The following is a 23118-nucleotide window of genomic DNA, read 5'->3' as shown; positions in this document are numbered from 1 at the left end:
GGCCGTACCGTTGAGGCATGGACAGCCTGGCCGATCTTGACGCCCGTATCGCCGGATGCGTCGCATGTCCTCGGCTCGTGGAGTGGCGTGAGGAGGTCGGGCGGGCGAAGCGGGCCGCCTTCCAGGACTGGACGTACTGGGCGCGGCCGGTGCCCGGGTTCGGCCCCGCCGATGCGTCGCTGCTGATCGTCGGGCTCGCGCCCGCGGCCCACGGCGGCAACCGCACCGGCCGGATGTTCACCGGTGACCGCTCCGGGGACGTGCTGTACCGGGCGCTGTACGACGTGGGGCTGGCGTCGCAGCCGAGCTCCGTCTCCGCCGACGACGGGCTCGAGCTGTACGGCGTCCGCGTCACCTCGCCCGTGCACTGCGCCCCGCCCGAGAACAAGCCCACCCCGGGCGAGCGGGACACCTGCCGGCCCTGGCTGGTCCAAGAGCTGAAGCTGCTGCGGCCCACGCTGCGCGCGGTCGTCGTGCTCGGTGCCTTCGGCTGGCAGGCCGCGCTGCCCGCGTTCGCCGAGGCGGGCTGGACGGTGCCCCGGCCGCGGCCCGTCTTCGCGCACGGCACGCGCGTGCCGCTCGACGGTCTCGATCTGTTCGGCTGCTTCCACGTCAGCCAGCGCAACACCTTCACCGGCAAGCTCACCCCCGAGATGCTGCGGGACGTGCTGCGGACGGCGGGCGAGGCGGCCGGGTTGCCCGTGCGGACCGCCGGGAAATGAGGCGACGGCGCGGCCGTACGGAAGTTACGGTGCCCGGATGGGCCGATACCCGCAGATCGAACCGTACGACCACGGCATGCTCGACGTCGGCGACGGCAACCGCGTGTACTGGGAGACCTGCGGAAACCCGCACGGCAAGCCGGCGCTGGTGCTGCACGGCGGACCGGGCTCCGGCTGCGACCCCTACTTCCGGCGTCTCTTCGACCCGGCCGCCTACCGGATCGTCCTGATCGACCAGCGCGGCTGCGGACGCTCCACTCCGCACGCGAGCGCCTACGACACCGACATGAGCGTCAATACGACCGCTCACCTCATCGCCGATCTGGAGCTGCTGCGGCGGCACTTGGGGATCGGGCGGTGGCTGGTGTGGGGCGTGTCGTGGGGATCGGTGCTGGGGCTGCGGTACGCGCAGACGCATCCGTCAGCCGTGAGCGAGCTGGTGCTGACCGGGGTCGCCACCGGCTCCAATCCCGAAGTGGACTTGTTGACAAGGGGACTCGGGCAGATCTTCCCGGAGGCCTTCGAGCGGTTCCTCGGCGAACTGCCCGCCGGTGAGCGCGACGGCAACCTCGCGCTCGCCTACAACCGGCTCGTCGAGTCGCCCGACCCCGAGGTACGGGCGCGGGCGGCGCGGGCCTGGACCGACTGGGAGACGGCGACGATTCCCGCGCCGCCGAGGTCGGTCGAGCGGTTCGAGGACCCTGCGTTCCGCATGGGCTTCGCCCGCACCGTCACCCACTACTTCGGCCACGACCACTACATGGGCGACGGCAATGACGAGGGCGTCGTGCTGCGCGACGCACACCTGCTGAAGGACATCCCGGGCACCCTCGTCCAGGGCAGCCTCGACTTCGGCAACCTCCTCGGCATCGTCTGGCGGCTCCATCACGCCTGGCCGGGCAGCGAGTTGGTGATCGTGGACGACGTGGGCCACAACGCGGGGGCGCCGGACATGACCGAGGCGCTGGTGGCGGCGACGGACAAGTACGCCGGACGGTGACCGGCCGTACGCCGCGGCGTTCGGTCCGTCAGACGACGCGAGCGGCCGCGACCGGGCGCTGCGTGATGTCGTAAGTGCGCCTGGCCCGCGAGGAGTTGACGCTCCACCGGTATCGCGAGAACTCGCCGGTGGCGTCGGAGGCGTAGAACATCATGTGGCCGAAGCCGACGCCCTCGAAGTTCTCGGCGGCGATGCCGCTCACGATGCGGGTGTCGGGGTACCGGGGGTAGTTGGTGAGCCCGTACACGCCGTGCGGGTCGGAGGTGCAGTCGACGATCTCGACGGCGTACTGGGTCTCGCCGGGGAAGTCCGCCGTGCCGTTGAACACGCCCTTGACCTCGCGGACGAACACGATGTGCCCGGTGCTGCCGGGGTCGGCGCCGCGGTAGTCGATCGCGATGATGTCGCCGGGCAGCAGGTCGGTGACCTTGCGGATGCGGCGGAAACGCGGGCCGGCGGTGCCCTGCCTGAACGCCGTGCAGTAACCGGCGGACTCCGGGCCCCTCGCCCGGAAGCAGCGCCGGAAGTAGTCGTCGGTCGCCCAGTCGTACGTGTGCTTCAGGACCCCGGTGACGAAGGAGGCGCAGCGGGCGCGGGCGATCCAGCCGGCCGGGTCGCCCGGTGCGCCCCAGGTGAGGGTCGCCGCCGAGTTCGTCAGGTAGACGTTGCTCCGGCGGGCCGTACGGCCGCTGACCAGGGCGATCTCGTCGGCGGTCAGGGCGCGGTCGTAGGTTCGTACGTCGTCGATCGTGCCCTTGAAGTGGTTGACGGGTGTGGTGCCGAAGCGGGCGCGGCCGAGGGTGAAGCCCTGCGTCGAGGCCCGGGAGAGGGTGGTCGCGGCGCTGCCCGCCGGCTGTCCGTCCACGTACAGCCGGATGTGCGTGGCGTCCCGGACGCCGGTCAGATGGGTGCGGACGCCGGGTGCGGTCCGTGTCGTGGCGACGGCGGAGGCCTTGCCGGACCCGTCCTCGCCACCGAGCTCGAACGTCCAGGTGCCGACGGCCGGGTCGTACTGCAGCAGGAACCGGCTGGCCGTCGGGCCGTCCTGGCTCACCGCGGTGTGCCCGGCGGCCGGGTCGGCGTCGGCCGCCAGGCACACCCACGCCGAGACCGTGAAAGGGGCCGTGGTGTCCAGGACGGACGCCGTGGCGGCGTATGCGCCCGAGGTCCCGTCGAGGCTCAGCCCGCCGCCTGCCCGCAGGGTCGTCCAGGCCGCTGCCGGGCCGAGGGCGACGGGGTGCTCCCGGCCGGAGCGGTCGGCGCCCGTGCCGTCCAGCGGCCAATGCCCCACCAGGCCGGTCGGCAGATGCCCGGCCGCCAGCAGCCGCTGGTACCGCACCATCCGCTCGGCCTCCACGAGATGCGGCGTCATGCCCGCCCCCGCCGCTAATCCTCCGCGTCCCCGAACAGATGCCGCACCGTCGACCGGTAGTTGGTCCGCACATGGGCGAGTGCGTGGGCGCGGGCGCGGTCCGGGTCGCCGGAGGCGATCGCCTCGTACAACTCGCGGTGTTCCACGAGGAGTTGGGGCCACTCCTCGTTCCGCCGGGTCATCCAGCGCAGTCGGCCGGCGACCGGTTCCAGGGCCTCGGTGAGCAGTGTGTTGCCCGCCATCGCCACGATGCGGTCGTGCAGCCGGCTGTTGACGTCCGTGATCACCTCGGCGTCCCCGGCCGCGGTCGCGGTGGCCGCGAGGCCGAGCAGCTCCTCGACCTCGGCCAGATCCTCCGGGGTCGCGCGCTCGGCGGCGAGCCCGGCGGCGTAGACCTCCAGGGCCTCGCGCAGCTCGAAGAGCTCCTGCACGTCGTGCGGGGTGAGACGGCGTACGACCGTCCGGCGCGGGGTCTCGAAGTGGACGAACCCCTCGGCGACCAGCGCGCGGATCGCCTCGCGGACCGGCACCCGGGAGACCCCGAAGCGGTCGGCCAGCTCCCGCTCGACCAAGCGGTCGCCGGGGCGGAGGCTGCCTGCGATGATCTCCTGCCGCAGGCCCGCCAGGACGCGTTCGCGGACCGCGCCCAGCGGTTCGATCTTCGTCATGGAGCTCATGCCGCCATCATCCTCATGGGGCCATCTTCTCCGACTCCGGGGCTGTTTTACGAAGCGTTAACAACAGCGACATCGGTCAGAACGCTTGACGGAGGCACCATGACCGCAGTTTGGTATACCAAACACGGCTTACCGAATGGCCGGAAGCAGCCCTCCTCCGTCCCCCTGTCCATGGAGGCCCCGTGTCCCTCGCCGACCGCGCCGAAGCCACCGGCGCACCAGCGTTCGTCCCCGACCCCCGGCTCACCAACGAAGACCTCGCGCCGGCCGAGAAGCGCAACTGGAAGGTCTTCGACCTCTTCGCCATGTGGATGTCCGACGTCCACAACCTCGGCAACTACACCTTCGCCGCCGGCCTGCTGGTCCTCGGCATGAACGTCTGGCAGGTCTTCACGTCCCTGCTCGTCGGCTTCGTGATCATCTACGTCGGCATGAACTGGATGGGGAAGATCGGCCAGCGCCACGGGGTGCCCTTCCCGGTCGTCAGCCGCATCAGCTTCGGCGTCTGGGGCGCGAACATCCCGGCCCTCATCCGGGCCGTGATCGCCATCATGTGGTACGGCATCCAGACCTATCTGGCCTCGGTCGCCGTCAACGTGATGCTGCTGGCCGCCTGGCCGGGGCTGAAGTCCTGGACCACCCACTCCTTCCTGGGACTTGACGCGCTCGGCTGGGTGTCCTTCGTGTCGCTGTGGCTGATCCAGGCACTGATCATCAGTCAGGGCATGGAGTCCGTACGGAAGTTCCAGGACTTCTGCGGTCCCGCGATCTGGCTGGTGATGATCGCGCTGGCGATCTGGGTCCTGGCGAAGGCCGACTGGAGCATCTCGCTCACCTCCACCCCGCACCCGGTCCCGGTCGGCGAGCAGTGGCGGCAGTGGTTCGGCGCGATCGGACTGATTCTGGCCACGTACGGCACGCTGATGCTCAACTTCTGCGACTTCTCGCGCTTCGCGCCCGACTACAAGACCGTGCGGCGCGGCAACTTCTGGGGTCTGCCCATCAACTCCACGGCCTTCGTGGTCGTTTCGGTGATCGTGACGGCGGGCTCGCTGGAGGTGTTCGGCACGGCGATCACCGACCCGGCCGAACTCGTCGCGAAGATCGGCAACACCTGGGTCCTGGTCGTCGCGGCCTTCACCTTCGCCGTGGCCACCATGGGCGTCAACATCGTCGCCAACTTCGTCTCACCGGCGTACGACCTGGCCAACGTCTGGCCGCAGAAGATCACCTTCAAGGTCGGCGGCATGATCAGCACGGTGGCCGCGCTGGTCGTGACCCCGTGGAACCTCTTCTCCAACCCCACGGTCGTCAACTACTTCCTCGGCGGCCTCGGCGCCTTCCTCGGCCCGCTGTTCGGCGTGATCATGGTCGACTACTACTTGATCAAGCGCGGCCGTGTCGACGTCGACGAGCTCTTCGACGCCCGCCCCGGCTCCCGCTACTACTACCGCAAGGGCGTCAACCCCAAGGCCCTGGCGGCCTTCCTGCCCTCGGCGGCGGTCGCGGCGGTGCTGGCACTGGTGAAGACCTTCAGCGACGTGGCCCCGTACTCCTGGTTCATCGGCACGGCGCTGGCGGCCGGCCTGTACCTGGTGATCTGCCGCTCCGAGCGAACCGCTCCCGCCCCTGTGGAGGTCTGACGGACGTGCGGATCGTCGTCACCAACTGCAACACCACGCAGGAGATGACCGAGGAGATCGTACGAGGTGCCCGGGCCGCGGCAGGCCCGGGCACCACCGTGCTCGGGCTGACCCCGACGTGGGGCCCGGAGTCGGCGGAGGGCTGGCTCGACAGCCATCTGTCGGCCGCGGCCGTCATCGATCTGCTGCGGACGTACGAGGGTCCCGCGTACGACGCCGTCGTCATGGCCGGCTTCGGGGAGCACGGGCGGGAAGGCGTACGGGAGTTGGTGGACGTGCCGGTGGTCGACATCACGGAGGCCGCAGCGCATCTGGCCTGTCTGCTCGGGCGGCGCTACGGGGTCGTCACCACCCTGGAGCGGTCCCGCGGCCAGATCGAGGACAGCTTGGAGCTGGCGGGAGTGGGGCGCAACTGCGCCGCCGTCGTCGGGACGGGCCTTGGCGTCCTCGACCTGGGCGACGCCGACCGCACGGAGGCGGCCTTTCTGACGGCCGCCGAACGGGCGCGGGAGGCCGGTGCGGAGGTCCTGGTGCTCGGGTGCGCCGGGATGACGGGGCTGCAGCGGGCGGTGGGGGAGAAGCTCGGGCTGCCGGTGGTCGACGGGGTCGCGGCGGCCGTGAAGCTGGCGGAGTCGCTGGTGACCATGGGGCTGACGACCAGCCGGGCGGGGAGCTATGCGAAGCCGGTGCCGAAGAGACGGGTGTGGGGGAGGCGGCCGGAAGGAGAGACGGGTTCTGCGGGGGGCGACCACCGGGTCCGTGATCACGGTCACCCACAATGACCGACATGAACCTTCCTGACGGACTCACCCCGGTCGCCGACGGACTCCACCTGTGGGCACCGGGCCACGCGGGCACCTGGGGCTTCGCGAACTGTCTGCTCATCACCTCCGGCGAGCGGGCCGCCCTCGTCGACACCCCCTACGACCGGCCCATGACCGAGGCCCTGATCGCCGCCGCCCGGCCGGTGCTGCCCGCGGGCGCCGCCGCCGTGCGCATGATCGTCAACACCCACGTCAACGGCGACCACACCTTCGGCAACGGCTGCTTCCCGGGCGCCGAGATCATCGCCACGAAGGCCAGCGCCGAGCACCTCTGCCGCGAACCCTCCCCGCAACAGATGCACTTCCTCACCCACCAGACACCGGCCGACCAGCCGCTCGGCTGGTACGCGCGCGAGCACTTCGGCCGCTACACGTACGAGGGGGTGGAGGCCGTCCCGCCCACCACCACCTTCTCCGGCCGGTACGAGCTGACGGTGGGCGACATCGTGGCCGAACTGATCGAGGTGGGCCCGGCGCACTCGGCCGGCGACCTCATCGTCCACCTGCCCGCACAGCGGGTCGTCTGCGCCGGGGACGTGCTGTTCGCCGAGGACCACCCCGTCCACTGGGACGGCCCTCTCGAGCGGATCGCCGCCGCTTGCGAGACGATCCTCGCGCTCGATCCCGAGGTCGTCGTCCCGGGGCACGGCGCGTTGATGAGCCCGCAGGACGTACGCGACTACGTCACCTATCTGCGCGAACTCGAAGCCCTCGTCCATACCCGGCACACGGCAGGCGTCCCGGCGGGCGAGGCCGCGGCGGACATCCTCGACTCGGGGTTCTACGAGCACCTGGGCCTGCGGGAGCGGATCGTCATCCTCACGGCGGTCGAGTACCGCCACCTCGACGGTGACAGCGCCGAACCCGACCTCGTGGGCCTGGCGGCACAGGCGGCGGCCTGGGCGTACCGGCAGCACGGGCCGGGTCGGACTCGGCCGTTCGTGCCGGGGCCGGCGGGGGAGGCCTCGGGGAGTGTCGTGGGCTAGGGGATCAGCGGGCGCCACACGTACCGCACATCCGGCTCCCGCTCCTCGTTCCCACTGCCGTCCGTGCGCTCTGCGGCGACGAAGCCGTGTCGCTCGTAGAACCGGTGGGCGGGCTTGTTGACCTGGAAGGTCCAGAGACTGAGCCCGTCCGGACTGCGCTCCTTGGCGAGCGCGACGAATTGATCACCTATGCCGCACCCTCGCCAGTCGGGGTGGAGATAGAGCTGGGACAGCTCGTCGTCATTGAGCACCATGACCCCGACGATCCCGTCCCCGTCCCCGGCATCTGCGACCCAGGTCTCCCGGAACGGCACGACCACGTCCCGGAAGTAGTCCCGCACCTCGTCGGCGGACCGGGGACTGACGACCGTGGGCAGCGCGGCGGCGAAGGAACGCAGCCAGACGTCGGCCGCGGCGGCGGCATCGGGCGCGGTCGCCCGGCGGAGGGTGACGTCGGCTTCGGAGCGACTCACGGTCGTGCCTCCTCCGGAACGACCGCGGTCGCGGTGATCTCCACCAACTGTCCGGTGTATCCGAGGCAGGCCACGCCCACAAGCGTCGACGAGTGCGGTCCGACGCTGAGCCCGGACGCCTCGACGACTCCCCAAACGGCGGAGAGCACTGCCGGCTCACTGCTCACCACGTACACATCGGTCGCCAGGACATGCGCCAAGTCGCTCCCTACCGCCCGCAGTTGCTCGACGAGATTCACCAGCACCTGCTCGGTCTGGCGCACGGGATCGCCCTCGCCGACCAGGTTCCCGGCTGTGTCGAGCGGTACGGACCCGGCGAGGAACGCCAGCTTCGTGCCGGACTCGACGACGGAGGCGTGAGAGTAGGTGGGCGGTGGGAAGAGGCTGGGGGCGGTGACGCGCTGGATCACGACAGCTCCTGAAATGGGGACCGAACAATCTGCCGATCATCCGAGCCCTCGTCCCCTGCCGCATCCGATTTTCCGAACCCGCCTGGTACGCCGCCCCGGCACGGACCTTGCACTCGACCGGAGCCAGCCGCTCCGCCACCATGTGCCTTGTTTCCTCTCACCGGGTAGGCAACTGGTAATCCGCATCTCCTCTTTGGGGAGGGGATCCGCGTAGGGCGGCTCAATTCACGTACATAGAGGGGTTATTCACGTACGGCAGTGGATGGGAGGCGCGAACAATGACATTGCAGCCCGAGGGGCTGGGGACGGCCGGGACGAGGGTGCCTGCACCCGCTTGGATCGAGGCCTCGCTGAAGCTCAAGGAAGGCCGGGACCCGCTCGGACTCCAGACGACCACGCAGGATCGGCTGCTGCCGGTCCTGCTCCCCGGAATCCTGGAATTGTCGAGGCGAGCCCGCTACTTCTCGTTCCACGCGTTCCTGCTCGCTGAGTACCGGGACCGCCACCGCGCCGCCGACAGCAATACGCTGTCGGCTTTCATCAAACGTCGTGAATGGGAGTACGGCCTCGCCGTGCTGCACTGCCCTCGGGACTGCCGCTCCAGCCCGGTAGGAGCACGCAAACTGAGCGGCCCGGCGATGGGGCCGGGGCCCTATGCCCGGGGCGAATCGGTGGAGAGCCCCTTTGGCGGCTACGGGTTGTACTACCGTTCGCCGCTGGCGGAGTTCGGCATCGTGGCCAGGGCCGGGACGCTGCTCGGCGGTCGGCCGATCCCCATCGACGTGCTCTACGACACCGACCGGGCCCGGCGGCTCGCGGACACGTTCAAGTCCGCTGTGGAGCACACCGCGTACTACCGGCGCGCCATGTGGACGACCGACGACCTGCCGACCGACGTGATCGACGAGTATGCCCAGGCCGCCTGCCTGTGCCGGCTGAGGGAACTGCCCCAAGAACGCGACGCCGTCCACGCCGCGCTGTTCGGCACGGACACTCCGGACGCCGAAGCAGTGCGGCAACGGCGCCTCAGCGTCGGCCACTACCTCTCGCTCCTCGACGCCGACCCGTGCGTCGTCACCTCGGAGGCGGCGTACCGGAACGCGATGTGGTCGCCCCCGACGCCGCGCAGCGACGCCCACGCCGTGGTGGCGGGCGAGTGGGCCGCGCTGATGGCCAAGGACGTCTGGCAGGAGGCACTCTGCTCGGTCTGGTCCGAGTTGTGCCGAGTCGGCCTGGCCCGCACCCGTGAACTCGGCCGCGGCCTCACCTGGGACGAGACGCGCATGGTCGCTGCAGGTCTGACCGCAGGGCAACCGGAACTCGACCCGACATCCTTGACCACTGCCCTCGCCGCCCAGTTGGCGGCCGGGACGCTTGAGGTTTCGGACATCGACGGCACGCACGTGAACGTGACAACCGCACCGCTGGATGATCTGCGACGGCTCACCGACCGGCTCGACACCGCCACCTCCGGTCTCGTCGTGTTGCTCGAGCTGGCACGTCGAATGGACGGCCGCACAGGAGACGGCTGGCAGAAGGCCGCAGCCATCAGGTCGGGATGGCAGCCTTCGATCGCCGCCGTCACCGCAGGCCTGCGCACCCACTTGGCCGAAAGCCCCACGGTGGTGGACACGTTGTGGTGGCTGGTGTCGCGGTTCGTCATCCCGGTCCACGAGCGGATCGCTTACTCGAAGCTGCCGGAGATCACTTTCCGCTTCCGGTGGGAGGATGGCCTGCTGCGCTTCTACGACCATGGCGTCGGACGGTTCCCGCTGGCAGCCGTCCGCAATGCGCCCTTGGCATCCCTCACTTGGGACCTCGGCCTGTGGAGCGAGGCCGACGACGAGAGACGTCCGGCGACGCTGACCGCACGGGGCAAGAGATTCGTCGAAGAGGTCCTTGGATGACCACCACCCAGAACGTTCCGGCCACACCCACCGTCCAGCCCATCGTCGAACTCTTCACCAGCGGCGCGGAGGCGCTGTGGGCCACGACGTACACCATGGATCTCGGACTGTTCAACGAGTTCCTCCTTGCTCGGCTCGGCGATCCGCCGCTCAACATCGCCGTGCTGGCGGACCACCGGCGCATCACCGCGAGCCTCGCCCGCATACCCGCGGAACGCGCCGACACGCTCACACCTGTGAACCGCCGTTGGCTTCTGCGAGTCGTCCGGATCCGCGGCGCATTCCATCCCAAGTCCTATCTCGCGGTCACCGGCAGCAGGGCCACGCTGTTGGTCGGTTCCGGGAACATGTCGGCTGACGGCCTGGACGACGGCCGCGAGACGTTCAGCACATTCCGGTCGGGCACCCCGCTCGGCGATGCGGCTATCGGCGCGTGGCGATCGTGGATGCGGCGCCTCGTCGGCATAGTCGGTGACACCACGCTCGCCGCACGGTTCCGGCACCTCGAGGGTCGGATACCGGCCACGGCCGTGGCCGCCCCGAATGTGCCGTCGCCGCTGCTGCACAATCTGGACACCCCCATCGCCGACCAGCTCAGCGCCGTTGTCGCCGAGCCGGGAGCGGGGGTGAACGAGCTGTGGCTTACCGCTCCCTTCTACGACGCCGATGCCGTCGCAGTAGGAGCCCTGCTCGATGCGCTGAAGCCGGAAAGGGTGAAGCTCTTCGTCACCGGGTCGACCAGCGTCAACGGTGAACTGCTCGCCCACCGGCTCACGGCGAGCGGCGCCGAGGTGTCCGTGGCTGCTTATGAGCCCGATCAGTTCGTCCACGCCAAGCTCATCGGAGTATTGGCGGGACCGCGAGCATGGCTGCTGTCCGGCTCGGCGAACCTCTCGAGCGCCGCGCTCGGACTGACCCACGCCACCCAGGGCAACATCGAACTCGCCGTCCTTGCCCCGCTCGATGCCGACGAGGTCCGGGCCGCTTTCGTGCCGCCCGGCACGACGGTCCGGGAACACAGCCTCCGGGCTCTGACGACCCTCAGCTTCCGTACCTCCCCGGAGCCGGAGCCTCCCGCGGTGCAGCTTGTCACCGCCACCGCGCTTCCCGATGGCCGGATCGAGGTCACGACCGAGCCACACTGGCGCGACGGCTGGCTGCTCGACGACCTCACATGCCGCCAACCCCTCATCGCCGACGACAACGGCCATGCGCTGACCGCCGGGCCGATGGAAGGCCGACTTGTCCAACTCCTCGACGCGGACGAGCAGGTCCTGTCGAACCGTGTCGTCGTCGACGACCCCACTGCCCTCGCCGCCACTCTCGTCAAGAACTCGGCCCGCTCCGGCGCTGACATTCCCTCCGAACTGCACGGCGCAGATCTGGACACACCGCTCGGTCGGGCGCTCGTCCGACTGCACCGCACCCTCGCCATGGATGTCAGCGAACTGGTCACGACCACCGGGATCGGTACGGAGGCCGCTGGCGAACCCGGTGAACAGACGGATGACGACCTGTGGGACCGCCTCGAGCGTGAACAGCTCGCTCGTGATCCCCGGGCGAGTGTCTACGACCGTATGTGGAGGCGCCATACGCTCGACGGTGTCGAACCGCTCGTCGAGCTGCTCGAGGCACTCCGCGCCCGTACCCCGGCCACCGCAGGCCCGGATACGCATTCGCTGCTGGCGCAGCTCCTCGACCGCACACACGAGAAACCTGACCTCGGTGAGGACGGTTCGGCACGGTCCTGGAAGCCATCCGCGCGGATTCGCGTGCGCGCCCGCAACGTCCTGCGCCGCTGGGCCGCGGCGCAAACCGATCCGCGCCTTGTATGGATCGATCCGTTCGCCCCTGCCAAGAACTTCGCCGCGATGGCCCTCACCCTCGCTCACCTCCGCCTCGACCAGGCCCGCAACCCGGAGCGAGTCGAGCTCACCGAGGACGACCTGGACGAGATATGGCAGCTGTGGCTGCGGCCGTTCGTAGGGACCGGCCAGGGCGACGGCTGGCTCGATCAGCTCGACGAGCCGACCCGAACGCAGATGCTCAAACGGCTGCCTGCCTGGCTGCCCGAAGCCGTCGCGGCTCTGTGCTGGCTGGTGATACAGCCGGGAAGGTACCAGCGTGAACGCGTCGTCGCCTTGCAACGGGTCCTGGCTGCCGCACTCGCCCACGGCCTGCTGGACACGACCGTGACGACAAGCCGTTACCTGTCCGCCGTGACCGGGCGAGCCATCACCCGTGACAAGGCCGACGATCAGCTCCGCGCCGCCATCGACTTCATCGACGACGACCTCTGGTGCGCCTCCACAGCTGAAGAGTTTGGGCTGGAAGAGCTGAGGCTGGCAGCACCGCCGGGTGCGAGGGCCGTCCAGGTCCGTCTCCACGTCCGCGGCATAACTGCCCCGTTCGTCGACTCGCGTGTGCCCCAACTGGTCGTTGCAGTACGGCACTACCGGCGTTGCGACCGCGTGGTCCTGGTCGACGCCGACGGCGGCTGGCGCCTGGCGTTCGTGACCGATGAGACGATCGCCTACCTGCCCGGCATGGGTGAGGCGTTGGCCGAGTCGACGCAGCCCCTCACCCACGGAGCCCTCGAGGCGCTCTTCGCGGAAGGCGGCGTCATCGCCGATCTCTTCCCCGCCGATTACGCCACCACGCTCTGAGGGCTTCGGCGGACGGCTCGGTACGCAAGGGCGTATCCCGTCAGTTCCCTCAGTTCGCTCAGCCGTCGATGCTCCGGTCGTGCCGATGGGCGCCGTAGAAGTCGACCTGGCGCGCCATGATGTCCCGCATGGAGGCGGCGCGCGAGACGCCGTAGACCGTGCCGGGGAAATCCAACTCCTTCTGTACGGCCCACAGTTCGTCGTGCTCCCCGGGCGCGAAGAGCCGGGCCGTCGGGGCACCCGCCGCGATCCAGCCGATCGGTACGACGGTGCCGGGCGGCAGCACGGAGTTGACGTGCAGCACGCTGTTGATCCGCAACTCGGAGCCGGCGCCCGCGACGGCTCCCGGGAAGACGGAGGCTCCGGTGGCGACGAAGACCTCGTCCTCGACGGTCGCTCCGTTGACGTGGGCGTGCGGTCCGACGAGTACGGCGTCGCCGATGAAGGCAGGGTGCCCGGACCGCCCGCGCACCAGAGCGTTCTCCATGATGACGACGTCCGAGCCTACGCGGATCTCCCCGTCCTCGGCGGTCAGCACGGCACCGTGCAGCACCCGGGCCCGCTCTCCGAGAGTCACGGCACCGCACAGGACGGCCGTCGGGGCGACGTACGCGGAGTCGGGGACGACGGGGCGCCGGCCGCGGTGCTCGATCAACATGGGGTTTCCTCCTGAGGGCTGGGGCGTATGGGCTGCCGGGGCCGTCGCGGCCCGCCGCCCCTACTGGACCTCGGGAACCACGGCGGTCGCCGTAATCTCCACCAGTTGCCCGGTGTACCCGAGACACGCCACGCCGATCAGCGTCGAGGAGTGCGGACCGAGACTGAGCCCGGAGGCCTCGACGACGTCCCAGACGGCGGACAGCGCGGCGGTGTCACTGCTCACGACGTACACGTCGGTCGCCACGACATGCGCCAAGTCGCTGCCGACGGCGCGCAGTTGCTCTTCGAGATTCACCAGCACCTGCTCGGCCTGCCGCACGGGATCGCCCTCCCCGACCAACTGCCCGTCGGCGTCGAGGGGGACGGACCCGGCGAGGAAAGCCAGTCTCGTACCGGCCTCGACGACGGAGGCGTGGGAGTAGGTGGGCGGCGGGAAGAGAGCGGGGGAGGTGACACGCCGTATCAAGAGATCTGCTCCTTGGTGGACACGCGCCCGTGACTGGACACACGAGAACCCACCGATCCTCGGCGCCGTCGGCCGGGGGCGCATCCGAATTTCCCCCGCTTCAGGGGCCGCCCCGATCTGGAAGGGATCGGTCGATCGTCTCGGCCCGGGTCCGCTCCGAGACCTCCGCCGCACTCCGGAATTCCTCGCACCGCTCGGCGGCCTCAACGCGCTCCAGGCGGTACAGACGCACCTGCGGCGCCTCCCTGACGCGAGGATCGACGCTCAGCCGGTCCGGCGCCCCGAGCAGGCGCCGCACCAACCCGCCCGTCCACCCCCGCATCCGGAGCCCGGCCAACGAGACGTACCGCTGCCCGTCCTCCTCATGGCTCACGTGCCTCACCATCACTACCTCCCCCGTAACGCTCTGTGACCACACATCCCATTGAAGCGCGCCCCACTGACAATCACCCGAGGCCGAGACCAAGGGGGGCGGATAACCGTTCGACAGTCCCCGCACCCGACGGCCACCCTTGCTCCCATGCGCACGAAGCACCTGGGACGCTTCACGGCGGCGGAGTCCTAGCGGGCCGCACCGGAAAGTCCGGTGGGCCTGCGGAGGTCCCCCATGTCACGCACCGTCCACCACGTCCCCAGCCGACACCGCACCGGCCCCGCCTACTGGCCGCTGGGTCTGCCGGGCGCCTGCACCGCCCACGCCATTTGCGAACTCCGTTATTCCCAGAAGGAGTTGACCCGTGCCGAGCATGCCGGCCGCCGCCCCGTACCGACCGTCGTCGTGCGGCGTTTCGCCGCGTACACGTACCCACGTGCACTGAACGCGCGGCCGGGCGGGCCGTACGAGTCGACCGCCAGGGCCGCGGTCCAGGACTTCCGTACGTCCGCCCGCCAGCACCTGCGCGCGGCGCCGCCCGGCACCCTCCTCCTGGCGTCCGAAGAGCTGGACCATCCGCCAACGCGCCACCGGCACCGAAATCTCTGGGAGTTCTGAACGATGTCCGCCGAAGCGGAAGCGGAAGCTAAAGAGATCGCAGGCCACGTCGTCGATCACCTCGCCACCGCCCCTTTGGGCACCCTGCTCTGGTCGACGGGCGTCGACTGGCCCGAGGTCTATGTCCCCGTCGACGAACCCCTCGTCGCAGTGGTCTGTCCCGGGCGGACTCCCGTGCCGCCCCTGCATCCCGTGACCGTCGTCGAGTCCCGTTACGGCGGGGCCTACGAGCCCGGTGCCTGGCTCGCGTTCCCGTGCTCTCTCGACGATCTCCCGGAGGGCTGGGACGAGCAGGACGTCCCCTGTATGAGGTTCTGGGCCGAGAACCCCTGCGCGGCGGGAGGGGGTGACACCCCGGCGGAGGCGTACGCGGCGCTCATGGCTCGTCTCCTCCGCTGAGGTCCAGACGCACAGAACACGCACTATTCCGACTGACAGGAGCGCAACCGTGCCCGCCCTCACCGACTCCGCCTTCCTCGACTCCACCGCCGACCGCCTCGCCGTCCTCCCCACCGTCCAGGCCGTGGCCCTCGGCGGCTCCCGGGCCCAGGGCACCCAGCGGCCGGACAGCGACTGGGACTTGGCGATCTACTACCGCGGTCCCTTCGACCCCGCCGACCTCCGTGCCGTGGGCTGGGAGGGCGAGATCTCCGAGGTCGGGGGCTGGGGCGGCGGCGTGTTCAACGGAGGCGCCTGGCTGACGATCGACGGACGACGCGTCGACGTGCACTACCGCGATCTCGACGTCGTGGAGCACGAGTCGGCGGAGGCGGAGGAGGGGCGGTTCCGAGTGGAGCCGCTGTTGTTCCATCTGGCGGGTATTCCGAGCTACTTGGTGGTCGCTGAGCTGGCGATCAACCAGGTGCTACGAGGAGAACTCCCGCGCCCGGCCGCCTATCCGACGAAACTGCGCCGCTCGGCCGCCGAACGCTGGCACGGCACCGCCCGCGCCACCCTCGCCTACGCGAAGGCCAACCACGCCCCGGCGGGCCGCCTCACGGAGGCCGTCGGCGCCATCGCCACGGCCGCCGTACAGACCGGGCACGCCGTGCTGGCGGCGCGGGGGGAGTGGGTGACGAACGAGAAGCGGTTGCTGGAGCGGGCCGGGTTGCGGCGGATCGATGCCGTGCTCGGTCGACTGGACGCTGATCCCCAGGTGTTGGCGCGGGCCGTCGCGGACGCAGAGGCATTGCTCGCCTCGGTCTGCCCACCGGGCCCCTCGGCAATCGGAGAATAATCCTTCGAATTACCCCAGTTCCCACTGCTACCGTCCAACACGTGGCGAAACTCAATCAGATCATCGCAGTGGAGAAGGGCATCAAGTCCAAGGCCCACCAGGACCTGACGGCCGCTCACCACGGGCTGCAGAAGCCCGCATTGCTGGCCGGCATCTCGCGTACGTACCAGCCGAAGGACGAGGAGGGCGAGCAACTGCCGCCCGAGTCGACGCGAGTTCAGGTGCAGGCCGAGAACGTGTTGCGGGAGACCGCGGCTACCCTGACCCGGCTGTTCGACGTGACCGCCACCAAGGACTGGGCCAACTGTGCCGCCCGCGCGGACGTCAAGGTGGACGGGCGGGTGCTGGTCGCCGACGCTCCCGTGTCGTACCTGTTGTTCCTCGAGAAGCAGCTCGTGGACCTCAACACCTTCGTGCGGAAGCTGCCCGTCCTCGACGCCTCCGAGTCCTGGGTTCAGGACCCGTCCACCGATGCGTGGAAGACCGAGCCGGTGCGGACGCTTCGTACGAAGAAGGTGCCTCGCAACCACGTGAAGGCGGAGGCGACCGAGAAGCATCCCGCCCAGGTCGAGGTGTACTACGAGGACATTCCCGTCGGGTACTGGACCACCGTGAAGTTCTCCGGTGCGCTTCCGGCCCGGCGCGTCAATGAACTACTCGACCGCGTCGAGAAGTTGCAGCAGGCCGTGAAGTTCGCGCGCGAGGAAGCGAACGGTGTCGACGTCGTCGACCAGCGGGTCGGGGACGCTGTGTTCGGCTACCTGTTCGGGTAGCCTCGAAGACTCCCCGGTCCCTTGTGACCGGGGTGCGCGAGGAGCGCAAGCTGAAGCTGAAGCTTGTCGTGACTGCGCGGTTCCAGTGGAGGTTCGAGTCCTCCCCGCGGCATTCAAGAGCAATCCCCTTGCCGCGGTAGCCCAATCGGCAGAGGCAGACCGCGATCAATCTCAGACTCTCGCTCCAGACTCAGTATTCGCCGTCGATCGCCGGATCGACCGGGCCCAGGCCCCAGCGCGTCGAAGTGCCGGTTCAAGTCCGGTCCGCACAGCTCGATGTGCGGTGGTCCAAAGGCAGGACGCGACGACATAACGACTGACCTGGGTTCTCAAGCGTGCCGGCGTGTGAACATGGACGGCATCACAGGGCCCGGGGGCAGGCTACGCCCCCGGGTCCGCCTTCGTTTCCGCAGTCGCGCAGCCGCCGTACCGGGATTGCGTTCATAAAGAACGCGCCTTTCCCTTCGATTGTCACATCGCGGAAATACGAGCGTCCCAATCCCTCCAAGTACGCGATCTACCGTGGGCACCACACCAGCCCACAGCCCGGCCACCGTCGCCCGAAGGCTCACCCCCGCCCTCGTCGAGACGACAGGAGCCCCGTGTCCCGCCCCGCCCTACCTCCCTGGCTCGCCCACGCCCTCCGCGCCCAGCGCGGCCCCGTCCCCTGGAGCGCGGTCGTCCGCGGAGCCCTCGCCGCCGGCCCTCTCCTCCTGGCCGCCGTCCTCCTCGACCGCACGTCACTGGGCGTTGTGGCCGCCATCGCCGCCATGCTCGCCGGGATCAACGACCGGCCCGGCAGCCGGCGGGCGGCCGTCAGACGGCTCGGGGTGCCCGCGCTCGCGGGGGCCGGCGGGATGCTCGTCGGGACGTATGCCGGTGAACATCTCGGGGCCGTTGCGCTGACCTTCCTCCTCACTGGCGTCGGGCTCTTCGCCGGCGGTATCAGTGCTGTCGGTCCCGTCGCCTCCGGTGCCGGTACGCAGTTGCTAGTCGCCTCCGCCATCGGGGCCGGGATGCCGGTCCCGGAGGCGGGCTGGCTGCGCGCCCTCGCCTTCCTCGCGGGCGCCGGATGGCTGCTGGCGCTCCGGCTCGTGCTGCCCACCCCCGGCGGCACCGTCGGGGACTTCCGGTTCGACGGGGAACGGGACGCCGTGGCGGCGGTCTACGACGCCATCGCCGACCTTCTCGACGCGGCCGGGTCGGACGAGGGCACCGCCCGCCGTGCCGCGCTCACCGCCGCGCTCGACCATGCGCAGGACGCCCTCGCCGGGCCCCGGCTGCGGCGGTACGCCTCCTCCTCCGCCGAGCGGCGGCTGCACGCGCAGTACGCCGCCGCGTTGCCGCTCGCCGAGGCCGCGACCGCGCTCGCGTGGGCCGGGGAGGCCGTGACCGAGCGGGCGGCCGAGGGGCCCCGGCGGCTCGCTGCCGCCGTACGGGAGAACACGCACACCGGGCCGCTGCCGGCACCCAACCGTTCCGCGCCCGCCCTGCGCGCCCTCGACGACGCCCTGCTGCGTGCCGCCGAGGCCTTCGACCAGGGGAAGGGCGGTGACCTGCACACGCGGAGGCGTACGGCGAAGACCCTCTTCCGCATCGCCTTCGGAGTCGGCGGACGGGAGTACGGCCTCCGCGTCGCCCTGTGCTTCGGGGCCAGCGCGGCCGTGGCCCAGGCCCTGCACCACGCCCGCTGGTACGGACAGCACGAGCACTGGTACTGGCTGCCCGCCACCGCCGTCTTCCTGGTCAAGCCCGACCTCGGGCCGCTCGCGTCCAGGGTGTTGAACCGCGCGGCGGGCACCGTTCTGGGGGCTGTCGCCTTCGCCGGTTTCGCCGCCGTACTGCCCCGGCCCGAAGGGCTCATCGCGCTCGTCGCCGTCAGCGGGGCCCTGATCCCCGTCGCCACGCGGCACTTCGCGGCCCAGACAGCGGTCGTCACCGTGCTCGTCCTGGCGCTGGTGATGGTGGGCGGGGAGCCGCAGGCCTCCGCCGGCCGGATCGGCGAGACGCTGCTCGCCTGCGCGATCGTGCTCATCGTCGGGCATCTGCCGATGCCGGGGCAGCGGGCCGGGGGAGTCCGGGCCCGGCTGACCGCCGCGGGGAGCGCCGCGCACGCCTACCTCGCCCACGTCCTGCGTGAATCCCGCGCCCCGATGGCCGCCCCCGACTCCCGCGCCACCCGCTGGACCCTGCGCCGCGAGGCCTACCGCACGCTCGCGGAGGCCCGTACCGCCATCGCTCTCGCCGCCGCCGAACTCCCCGCGCTCGCCCGGCACTCCGAGGGCGCCGACGAGGTCGTGGACACCCTGGAACGGCTCGTGGACGCGACCACCGCCTGCGCCGTGCACCTCGACGACTCGGGCCACCTCTCGACCGGGGACAGGGAGCAACTGGCCGAGCTGCTGGACGAGTTGGCGAGGGACCGCGAGCGGACGGGGCTGCGTCTGCCTGAGTTGCCCTTGGCCGTATAGCGCGTGGTTCGGTGGAGTGCAGTGTCATATGGCACATCCAGTGCAATGTGACATAGCACTGCACCGCCCCCGCACCGCCCCCTCACCGCAACAACCGCCGCTCCTTGGCCACAGCCACCGCCCCCGCCCGCGTCTCCACCCCCAACTTCCCGTAGATTCGCCCGAGATGGGTCTTCACCGTCGCCTCGCTGATGAACAGCGCCCGGGCGATCTCCCGGTTGCCCAGGCCGCGGGCGAGTTGGCCGAGGATCTCGTGCTCGCGGTCGGACAACGCCGGGCGTGGGCTGCGCATCTGGGCCAGCAGGCGATCGGCCACGGGCGCCGACAACGCCGTACGGCCCGACGCGGCGCTGCGGATCGCCGCGAAGAGCTCGTCCGGGCGTTCCGCCTTCAGCAGGTACCCCGTGGCGCCCGCCTCGATGGCGCGGGTGATGTCGGCGTCGGTGTCGAACATCGTCAACACCAGGACGCGCGGGGCCGGTTCAGCGGCGGTCAACTTCCTGGTCGCCGTAACGCCGTCCATGCCCTCGCCGAGCTGGAGGTCCATCAGCACCACGTCGGGGCGCAGGCTTGCGGCCGTCGCGAGTGCCTCCTCGCCGCTGCCCGCCTCGCCGACCACCTCGATGCCGTCGGCGCTCGACAGCAATGCACGCAGTCCGGCGCGGACCACCGCGTGGTCGTCGCACAACAGCAGACGTACGGGCGTACTCATGAGACCGCCTCCCGCACAGCCAGTGGGATGGCGGCCGACACGACCGTGCCCTCGCCCGGCGTCGACTCCACCGTGAGCGCACCGCCCGACTGCCGGGCCCGGATGCGCATGGCCGGCAGCCCGTGGCCGCGCGTCCGGTCCGGTTCCGTCGGGAGCGCGGTCGTGTCGAAGCCGCGGCCGTTGTCGGCGACGTCCAGCGAGATCTGGTCCTCCAGGCAGGTCAGCGTCAATGCGGCCCGGGTCGCCGCCGCATGTTCGCGTACGTTGGCCAGCGCGCCCTGGGCGATGCGCAGGAGGGCTGCCTCGAGCCGCTCCGGGAGCCGGCCAGGGTCGCCGTCGAGCCGGAAGTCGACCGTCAGGCCCGGCCCGCTCTCCCGCTCGGCGAGCGCGCTGAGCGCCGCGGGCAGCGACTGCTCCGCGAGGTCGGCCGGGGCCAGGTCGTGGACGAAACGGCGGGCCTCGGTGAGGCTTCGGGAGGTGATCCCGGCCGCCTTGCGGATGTGTGCGCGGGCCGCCTCCGGGTCGGTCTCCCACACACGCTCGGCGGCCTGCAACAGCATTTGCTGACTGGACAGGCTCTGCGCGAGCGTGTCGTGGATCTCCGTCGACAACCGCTGCCGTTCCGCCAGCACACCGGCCCGCCGTTCGGTCGCCGCGAGGTCGCGGCGGGTGCGGACCAGGTCGTCGATCAGTGCGCGCTGCCGGGTCGCCTGGCGCTGCAGATGGACGAAGACGGCGGTGGCGACCGCGGCCACGGCGACCGGGGCCACGACCATGTTCGGGTTCAACGGGCCGTCCGCCACCCGTACTTCGGAGATCACGACCAGTGCGGTGAGTACGGCGGCCAGCGGCACCGCGATCCTCGGCGGCAGCGCGTACAGGCCGGCGAACAGCAGCGGCATCGCACACCAGGTCGCGCTCGGCGCGAGGGCCAGCAGCGCGGCCCAGACCGCGGACACCGAGGCCAGCCAGGTCAGATGGCGTGTGGTGGGCGGGGTTCCGGCGTGCGGGGGCGGGGCGAGGAAGTGGCCGAGCACGTAGAGCACCGCGAAGGCCGCGAACAACGCCACCACCCATCCGGCCCGCGCACCGCCCTGGTCGCGGGAGAGATAGCGGACGAACGAGGAGCACAGCAGCAGGAAGAACGCGGCGTGCACGACCGCGGTCAGCCGGCGCTCGTCCGGATCGGTGGTGTTGTCCATGCTCCGTGTCTAACGCGGCCGCGATCGCATCGCATCAACCGATCGGCTGACATCGCGATCGCCCGAACCGTGCGGTGAGCGGCGCCCATCGGCCGAGCCGGACACCGCGTTCCCGCACCGAGGCTGGCAGCAGTACCCACAACACCGCCTCGGAAGGGCCGGGAACCATGCCCGCCAAGAACCTCACCGCCGACCGCTCCGCCCTCACCCACCGCATCGCCTACGCCCTGCGCCACCCCGACCGCGTGCCCCGTCATCTCGCCCGCGCCGCCCGCGACATGTGGCTGAGCCGCCGCCACCGGGACCACGTCTCCTACTACCGCGCCGTGATGCGCTCCGACACCCGCGCCGACCCGGACGCGGCGGTCGGCAGCCGCAACCGGGAGCGCTGGCTGGCGCTCGGCGCGATGCAGTTCGACTACCTCGTGGGCCACGGGCTGAAGCCCGGGCACCGCATGCTGGAGATCGGCTGCGGCAACCTGCGCGGCGGCTGGCGGTTCATCCGTCACCTGGAGCCCGGCCACTACTACGGCATCGACATCTCGCCGGACATCCTCTTCGCCGCGCAGGACACCGTCGTCGACATGGGCCTGGAGAGACGGCTCCCCACGCTGACTCCCGTACGCGACCTGACGCTGCGCTTCCTGCCCGACGCGCACTTCGACGTCGTACACGCACACAGCGTCTTCTCGCACTCCCCGCTGCCCGTCATCGAGGAGTGCCTGGCAGGCGTCGGCCGGGTGCTCGCACCGGGCGGCTGGTTCGACTTCACCTTCGACCGGACCGAGGGCGAGGAACACCATGTGCTGCGGGAGGACTTCTACTACCGCACCGAGACCCTCGTGGCGCTGGCCGAGACGTACGGGCTGCGGGCCCGGTTCATGGACGACTGGGAGGAGCTCCCGCACGGCCAGTCCAAGATCCGGGTCACCGCACCCTGAGAGCCCGCTGCCTACGGCCCCACCCGCACCCACACCGGCGCATGGTCCGACCCCGGCGCGCCCCGCCGCTCGTCCGGATCCTGCCCCACCGACGGCAGCCGCAGGGTCCCGTCGCCCGGCAGCCCCGTCCCCGCGGCCGTAACCCGGCGGACCAGGCGGTGGCTCACCAGGACGTGGTCGATCAGCTCCCGGCGCCCGGAGTTGATGCGGGAGTAGCGCTGCTCGGCGGGGATCAGCGGGGCCACGTCCCACAGCCGCTCGGCGTCGCCCTTGTCCGGTCTGTCGTAGCCCGGCGTGCCGATCTCGGAGCCCGGCGGACCGAGCAGGATCTGCGTGGTCGCGGCCTGTACCTCGTCGTTCAGGTCGCCCAGCACGGCCACGTCCCGTTCGCGTCCGTCCCCGGCCAGCAGCTCGTCGGCCAGCGCGCGCAGGGTCGTCGCCTCGGCGGCCCGCCGGTAGAGGGCGTAGGCGCCGTAGCGGGCCCGCTCGCCCTCGTCGTGGGGGAAGAAACGGCCGCCCGGATACGACAGGAGCTTCGACTTCAGGTGGGCCACGGCCACCCGCAGCGGGCCGGCGTCCGCCGCGACCTCGACCGCCAGGAAGCCGCGTCCGGACGCCGACACCTCGACACCGGAGTCGTCCTCCTGCACGGGCCGCAGCCTCGCCGGGAACGCGTTAGTGTCGGCCAGCACCTCCACCGGTACCCGGCTGAGGAAGCCGACCCGGATGCCCCGGCCGTCCGGGTGGCCGGACAGCGCCACGTGCCAGTCGCCGTCCAGCATGCCGACCAGGTCGTCCAGCGCCTCGGGCTCCCCGACCTCCTGCACACCGAGCAGCGTCGGATCGAGCTCCGTGATCACGGCGGCGAGAGCGGCGAGCTTCGTCTCGTAGGCGGCCTTGTCCTTGGGCCCGAAGGGGCCGCCGGGCCGGTACAGATTCTCCAGGTTCCAGGTGCCGAGGAGCATGCCGGGCCCCTTTCCAGAGC

23 protein-coding genes are annotated in these 23118 nt (G+C 70.6%); 13 read left to right on the top strand and 10 right to left on the bottom strand.

Annotated features, from left to right (window positions below; genetic code table 11):
- Window positions 1–17 precede the first annotated feature (17 nt).
- Both ACFY1L_RS25430 and pip read left to right on the top strand, forming a co-directional pair.
- The gene (locus ACFY1L_RS25430) at window positions 18–722 is read left to right on the top strand and encodes a uracil-DNA glycosylase (protein ID WP_388828587.1); all 705 of its coding nucleotides are present in this window, start codon (window positions 18–20) and stop codon (window positions 720–722) included.
- Between the two features lie 37 nt (window positions 723–759).
- Complete coding sequence (gene pip / locus ACFY1L_RS25425) at window positions 760–1722, top strand: prolyl aminopeptidase (RefSeq protein ID WP_388828584.1); 963 nt, start codon at window positions 760–762, stop codon at window positions 1720–1722.
- 28 nt (window positions 1723–1750) lie between these two features.
- On the opposite strand, the gene ACFY1L_RS25420 is transcribed toward pip, so the two are convergent.
- On the bottom strand, window positions 1751–3094 hold the full coding sequence (locus ACFY1L_RS25420; RefSeq protein ID WP_388828581.1) for a LamG domain-containing protein: 1344 nt from the start codon (window positions 3092–3094) through the stop codon (window positions 1751–1753).
- A gap of 14 nt (window positions 3095–3108) precedes the next feature.
- The gene (locus ACFY1L_RS25415) at window positions 3109–3771 is read right to left on the bottom strand and encodes a GntR family transcriptional regulator (protein ID WP_388828578.1); all 663 of its coding nucleotides are present in this window, start codon (window positions 3769–3771) and stop codon (window positions 3109–3111) included.
- Window positions 3772–3953: 182 nt separating this feature from the next.
- Between ACFY1L_RS25415 and ACFY1L_RS25410 the strand changes: the two genes are divergently transcribed.
- Genes ACFY1L_RS25410 through ACFY1L_RS25400 form a run of 3 tightly spaced genes read left to right on the top strand, consistent with a single transcriptional unit; the run spans window position 3954 to window position 7224 of the window.
- Window positions 3954–5414, top strand: a complete 1461-nt coding sequence (locus tag ACFY1L_RS25410; protein WP_388828575.1) for an NCS1 family nucleobase:cation symporter-1 — start codon at window positions 3954–3956, stop codon at window positions 5412–5414.
- A gap of 5 nt (window positions 5415–5419) precedes the next feature.
- A complete protein-coding gene (locus ACFY1L_RS25405; protein ID WP_388828572.1) occupies window positions 5420–6196 on the top strand; it encodes an aspartate/glutamate racemase family protein in 777 nt (258 codons plus the stop codon).
- A 5-nt stretch (window positions 6197–6201) separates the two neighbouring features.
- A complete protein-coding gene (locus tag ACFY1L_RS25400) occupies window positions 6202–7224 on the top strand; it encodes an MBL fold metallo-hydrolase (RefSeq protein ID WP_388828569.1) in 1023 nt (340 codons plus the stop codon).
- Here ACFY1L_RS25400 and ACFY1L_RS25395 read toward each other — a convergent pair.
- Complete coding sequence (locus tag ACFY1L_RS25395; protein WP_388828566.1) at window positions 7221–7697, bottom strand: GNAT family N-acetyltransferase; 477 nt, start codon at window positions 7695–7697, stop codon at window positions 7221–7223. The genes ACFY1L_RS25400 and ACFY1L_RS25395 overlap by 4 nt on opposite strands.
- Complete coding sequence (locus ACFY1L_RS25390) at window positions 7694–8107, bottom strand: RidA family protein (protein ID WP_388828563.1); 414 nt, start codon at window positions 8105–8107, stop codon at window positions 7694–7696. The genes ACFY1L_RS25395 and ACFY1L_RS25390 overlap by 4 nt, the downstream gene beginning before the upstream one ends.
- 320 nt (window positions 8108–8427) lie before the next feature.
- Between ACFY1L_RS25390 and ACFY1L_RS25385 the strand changes: the two genes are divergently transcribed.
- The gene (locus tag ACFY1L_RS25385) at window positions 8428–10014 is read left to right on the top strand and encodes a hypothetical protein (RefSeq protein WP_388828560.1); all 1587 of its coding nucleotides are present in this window, start codon (window positions 8428–8430) and stop codon (window positions 10012–10014) included.
- On the top strand, window positions 10011–12680 hold the full coding sequence (locus tag ACFY1L_RS25380; protein WP_388828557.1) for a hypothetical protein: 2670 nt from the start codon (window positions 10011–10013) through the stop codon (window positions 12678–12680). Before ACFY1L_RS25385 ends, ACFY1L_RS25380 begins: the two co-directional genes overlap by 4 nt.
- Before the next feature lie 58 nt (window positions 12681–12738).
- Here ACFY1L_RS25380 and ACFY1L_RS25375 read toward each other — a convergent pair whose 3' ends face one another.
- The 3 genes from ACFY1L_RS25375 to ACFY1L_RS25365 all read right to left on the bottom strand — a co-directional run bounded on the left by ACFY1L_RS25375 (window position 12739) and on the right by ACFY1L_RS25365 (window position 14179).
- Entirely contained in the window at window positions 12739–13338 is a 600-nt protein-coding gene (locus tag ACFY1L_RS25375; protein ID WP_388828554.1) for a gamma carbonic anhydrase family protein, read from the bottom strand.
- Between the two features lie 60 nt (window positions 13339–13398).
- Window positions 13399–13806, bottom strand: a complete 408-nt coding sequence (locus ACFY1L_RS25370) for a RidA family protein (protein WP_388828551.1) — start codon at window positions 13804–13806, stop codon at window positions 13399–13401.
- 100 nt (window positions 13807–13906) lie between these two features.
- On the bottom strand, window positions 13907–14179 hold the full coding sequence (locus ACFY1L_RS25365; RefSeq protein ID WP_388828548.1) for a hypothetical protein: 273 nt from the start codon (window positions 14177–14179) through the stop codon (window positions 13907–13909).
- Window positions 14180–14413: 234 nt separating this feature from the next.
- Between ACFY1L_RS25365 and ACFY1L_RS25360 the strand changes: the two genes are divergently transcribed.
- The 5 genes from ACFY1L_RS25360 to ACFY1L_RS25340 all read left to right on the top strand — a co-directional run bounded on the left by ACFY1L_RS25360 (window position 14414) and on the right by ACFY1L_RS25340 (window position 19278).
- Window positions 14414–14797, top strand: a complete 384-nt coding sequence (locus tag ACFY1L_RS25360; RefSeq protein ID WP_388828545.1) for a hypothetical protein — start codon at window positions 14414–14416, stop codon at window positions 14795–14797.
- Window positions 14798–14800: 3 nt separating this feature from the next.
- Window positions 14801–15196 carry a hypothetical protein gene (locus ACFY1L_RS25355; protein WP_388828542.1) on the top strand — a complete coding sequence of 132 codons (396 nt, stop codon included), beginning with the start codon at window positions 14801–14803 and terminating at the stop codon, window positions 15194–15196.
- 49 nt (window positions 15197–15245) lie between these two features.
- On the top strand, window positions 15246–16034 hold the full coding sequence (locus tag ACFY1L_RS25350) for a nucleotidyltransferase domain-containing protein (protein ID WP_388828539.1): 789 nt from the start codon (window positions 15246–15248) through the stop codon (window positions 16032–16034).
- A gap of 41 nt (window positions 16035–16075) precedes the next feature.
- Window positions 16076–16807 (top strand): hypothetical protein, encoded by a 732-nt coding sequence (locus tag ACFY1L_RS25345; protein WP_388828536.1) that lies wholly within the window; start codon window positions 16076–16078, stop codon window positions 16805–16807.
- A 602-nt stretch (window positions 16808–17409) separates the two neighbouring features.
- On the top strand, window positions 17410–19278 hold the full coding sequence (locus tag ACFY1L_RS25340) for an FUSC family protein (RefSeq protein ID WP_388828533.1): 1869 nt from the start codon (window positions 17410–17412) through the stop codon (window positions 19276–19278).
- Window positions 19279–19360: 82 nt separating this feature from the next.
- Here the strand turns inward: ACFY1L_RS25340 and ACFY1L_RS25335 are convergent, their stop codons facing one another.
- Together ACFY1L_RS25335 and ACFY1L_RS25330 are read right to left on the bottom strand one after the other, a co-directional pair.
- A complete protein-coding gene (locus ACFY1L_RS25335; protein ID WP_388828530.1) occupies window positions 19361–19990 on the bottom strand; it encodes a response regulator in 630 nt (209 codons plus the stop codon).
- Entirely contained in the window at window positions 19987–21192 is a 1206-nt protein-coding gene (locus tag ACFY1L_RS25330) for a sensor histidine kinase (protein WP_388828527.1), read from the bottom strand. The genes ACFY1L_RS25335 and ACFY1L_RS25330 overlap by 4 nt, the downstream gene beginning before the upstream one ends.
- Window positions 21193–21359: 167 nt before the next feature.
- On the opposite strand from ACFY1L_RS25330, the gene ACFY1L_RS25325 reads away from it, so the two are divergent.
- On the top strand, window positions 21360–22133 hold the full coding sequence (locus ACFY1L_RS25325; protein ID WP_388828524.1) for a class I SAM-dependent methyltransferase: 774 nt from the start codon (window positions 21360–21362) through the stop codon (window positions 22131–22133).
- A gap of 11 nt (window positions 22134–22144) precedes the next feature.
- On the opposite strand, the gene ACFY1L_RS25320 is transcribed toward ACFY1L_RS25325, so the two are convergent.
- On the bottom strand, window positions 22145–23098 hold the full coding sequence (locus ACFY1L_RS25320; RefSeq protein WP_388828521.1) for an endonuclease/exonuclease/phosphatase family protein: 954 nt from the start codon (window positions 23096–23098) through the stop codon (window positions 22145–22147).
- Between the last annotated feature and the right edge of the window lie 20 nt (window positions 23099–23118).

Source organism: Streptomyces sp. NPDC001663, assembly GCF_042893105.1.
Classification (GTDB): domain Bacteria; phylum Actinomycetota; class Actinomycetes; order Streptomycetales; family Streptomycetaceae; genus Streptomyces.
This window is presented reverse-complemented; position numbering and strand designations above follow the sequence as displayed.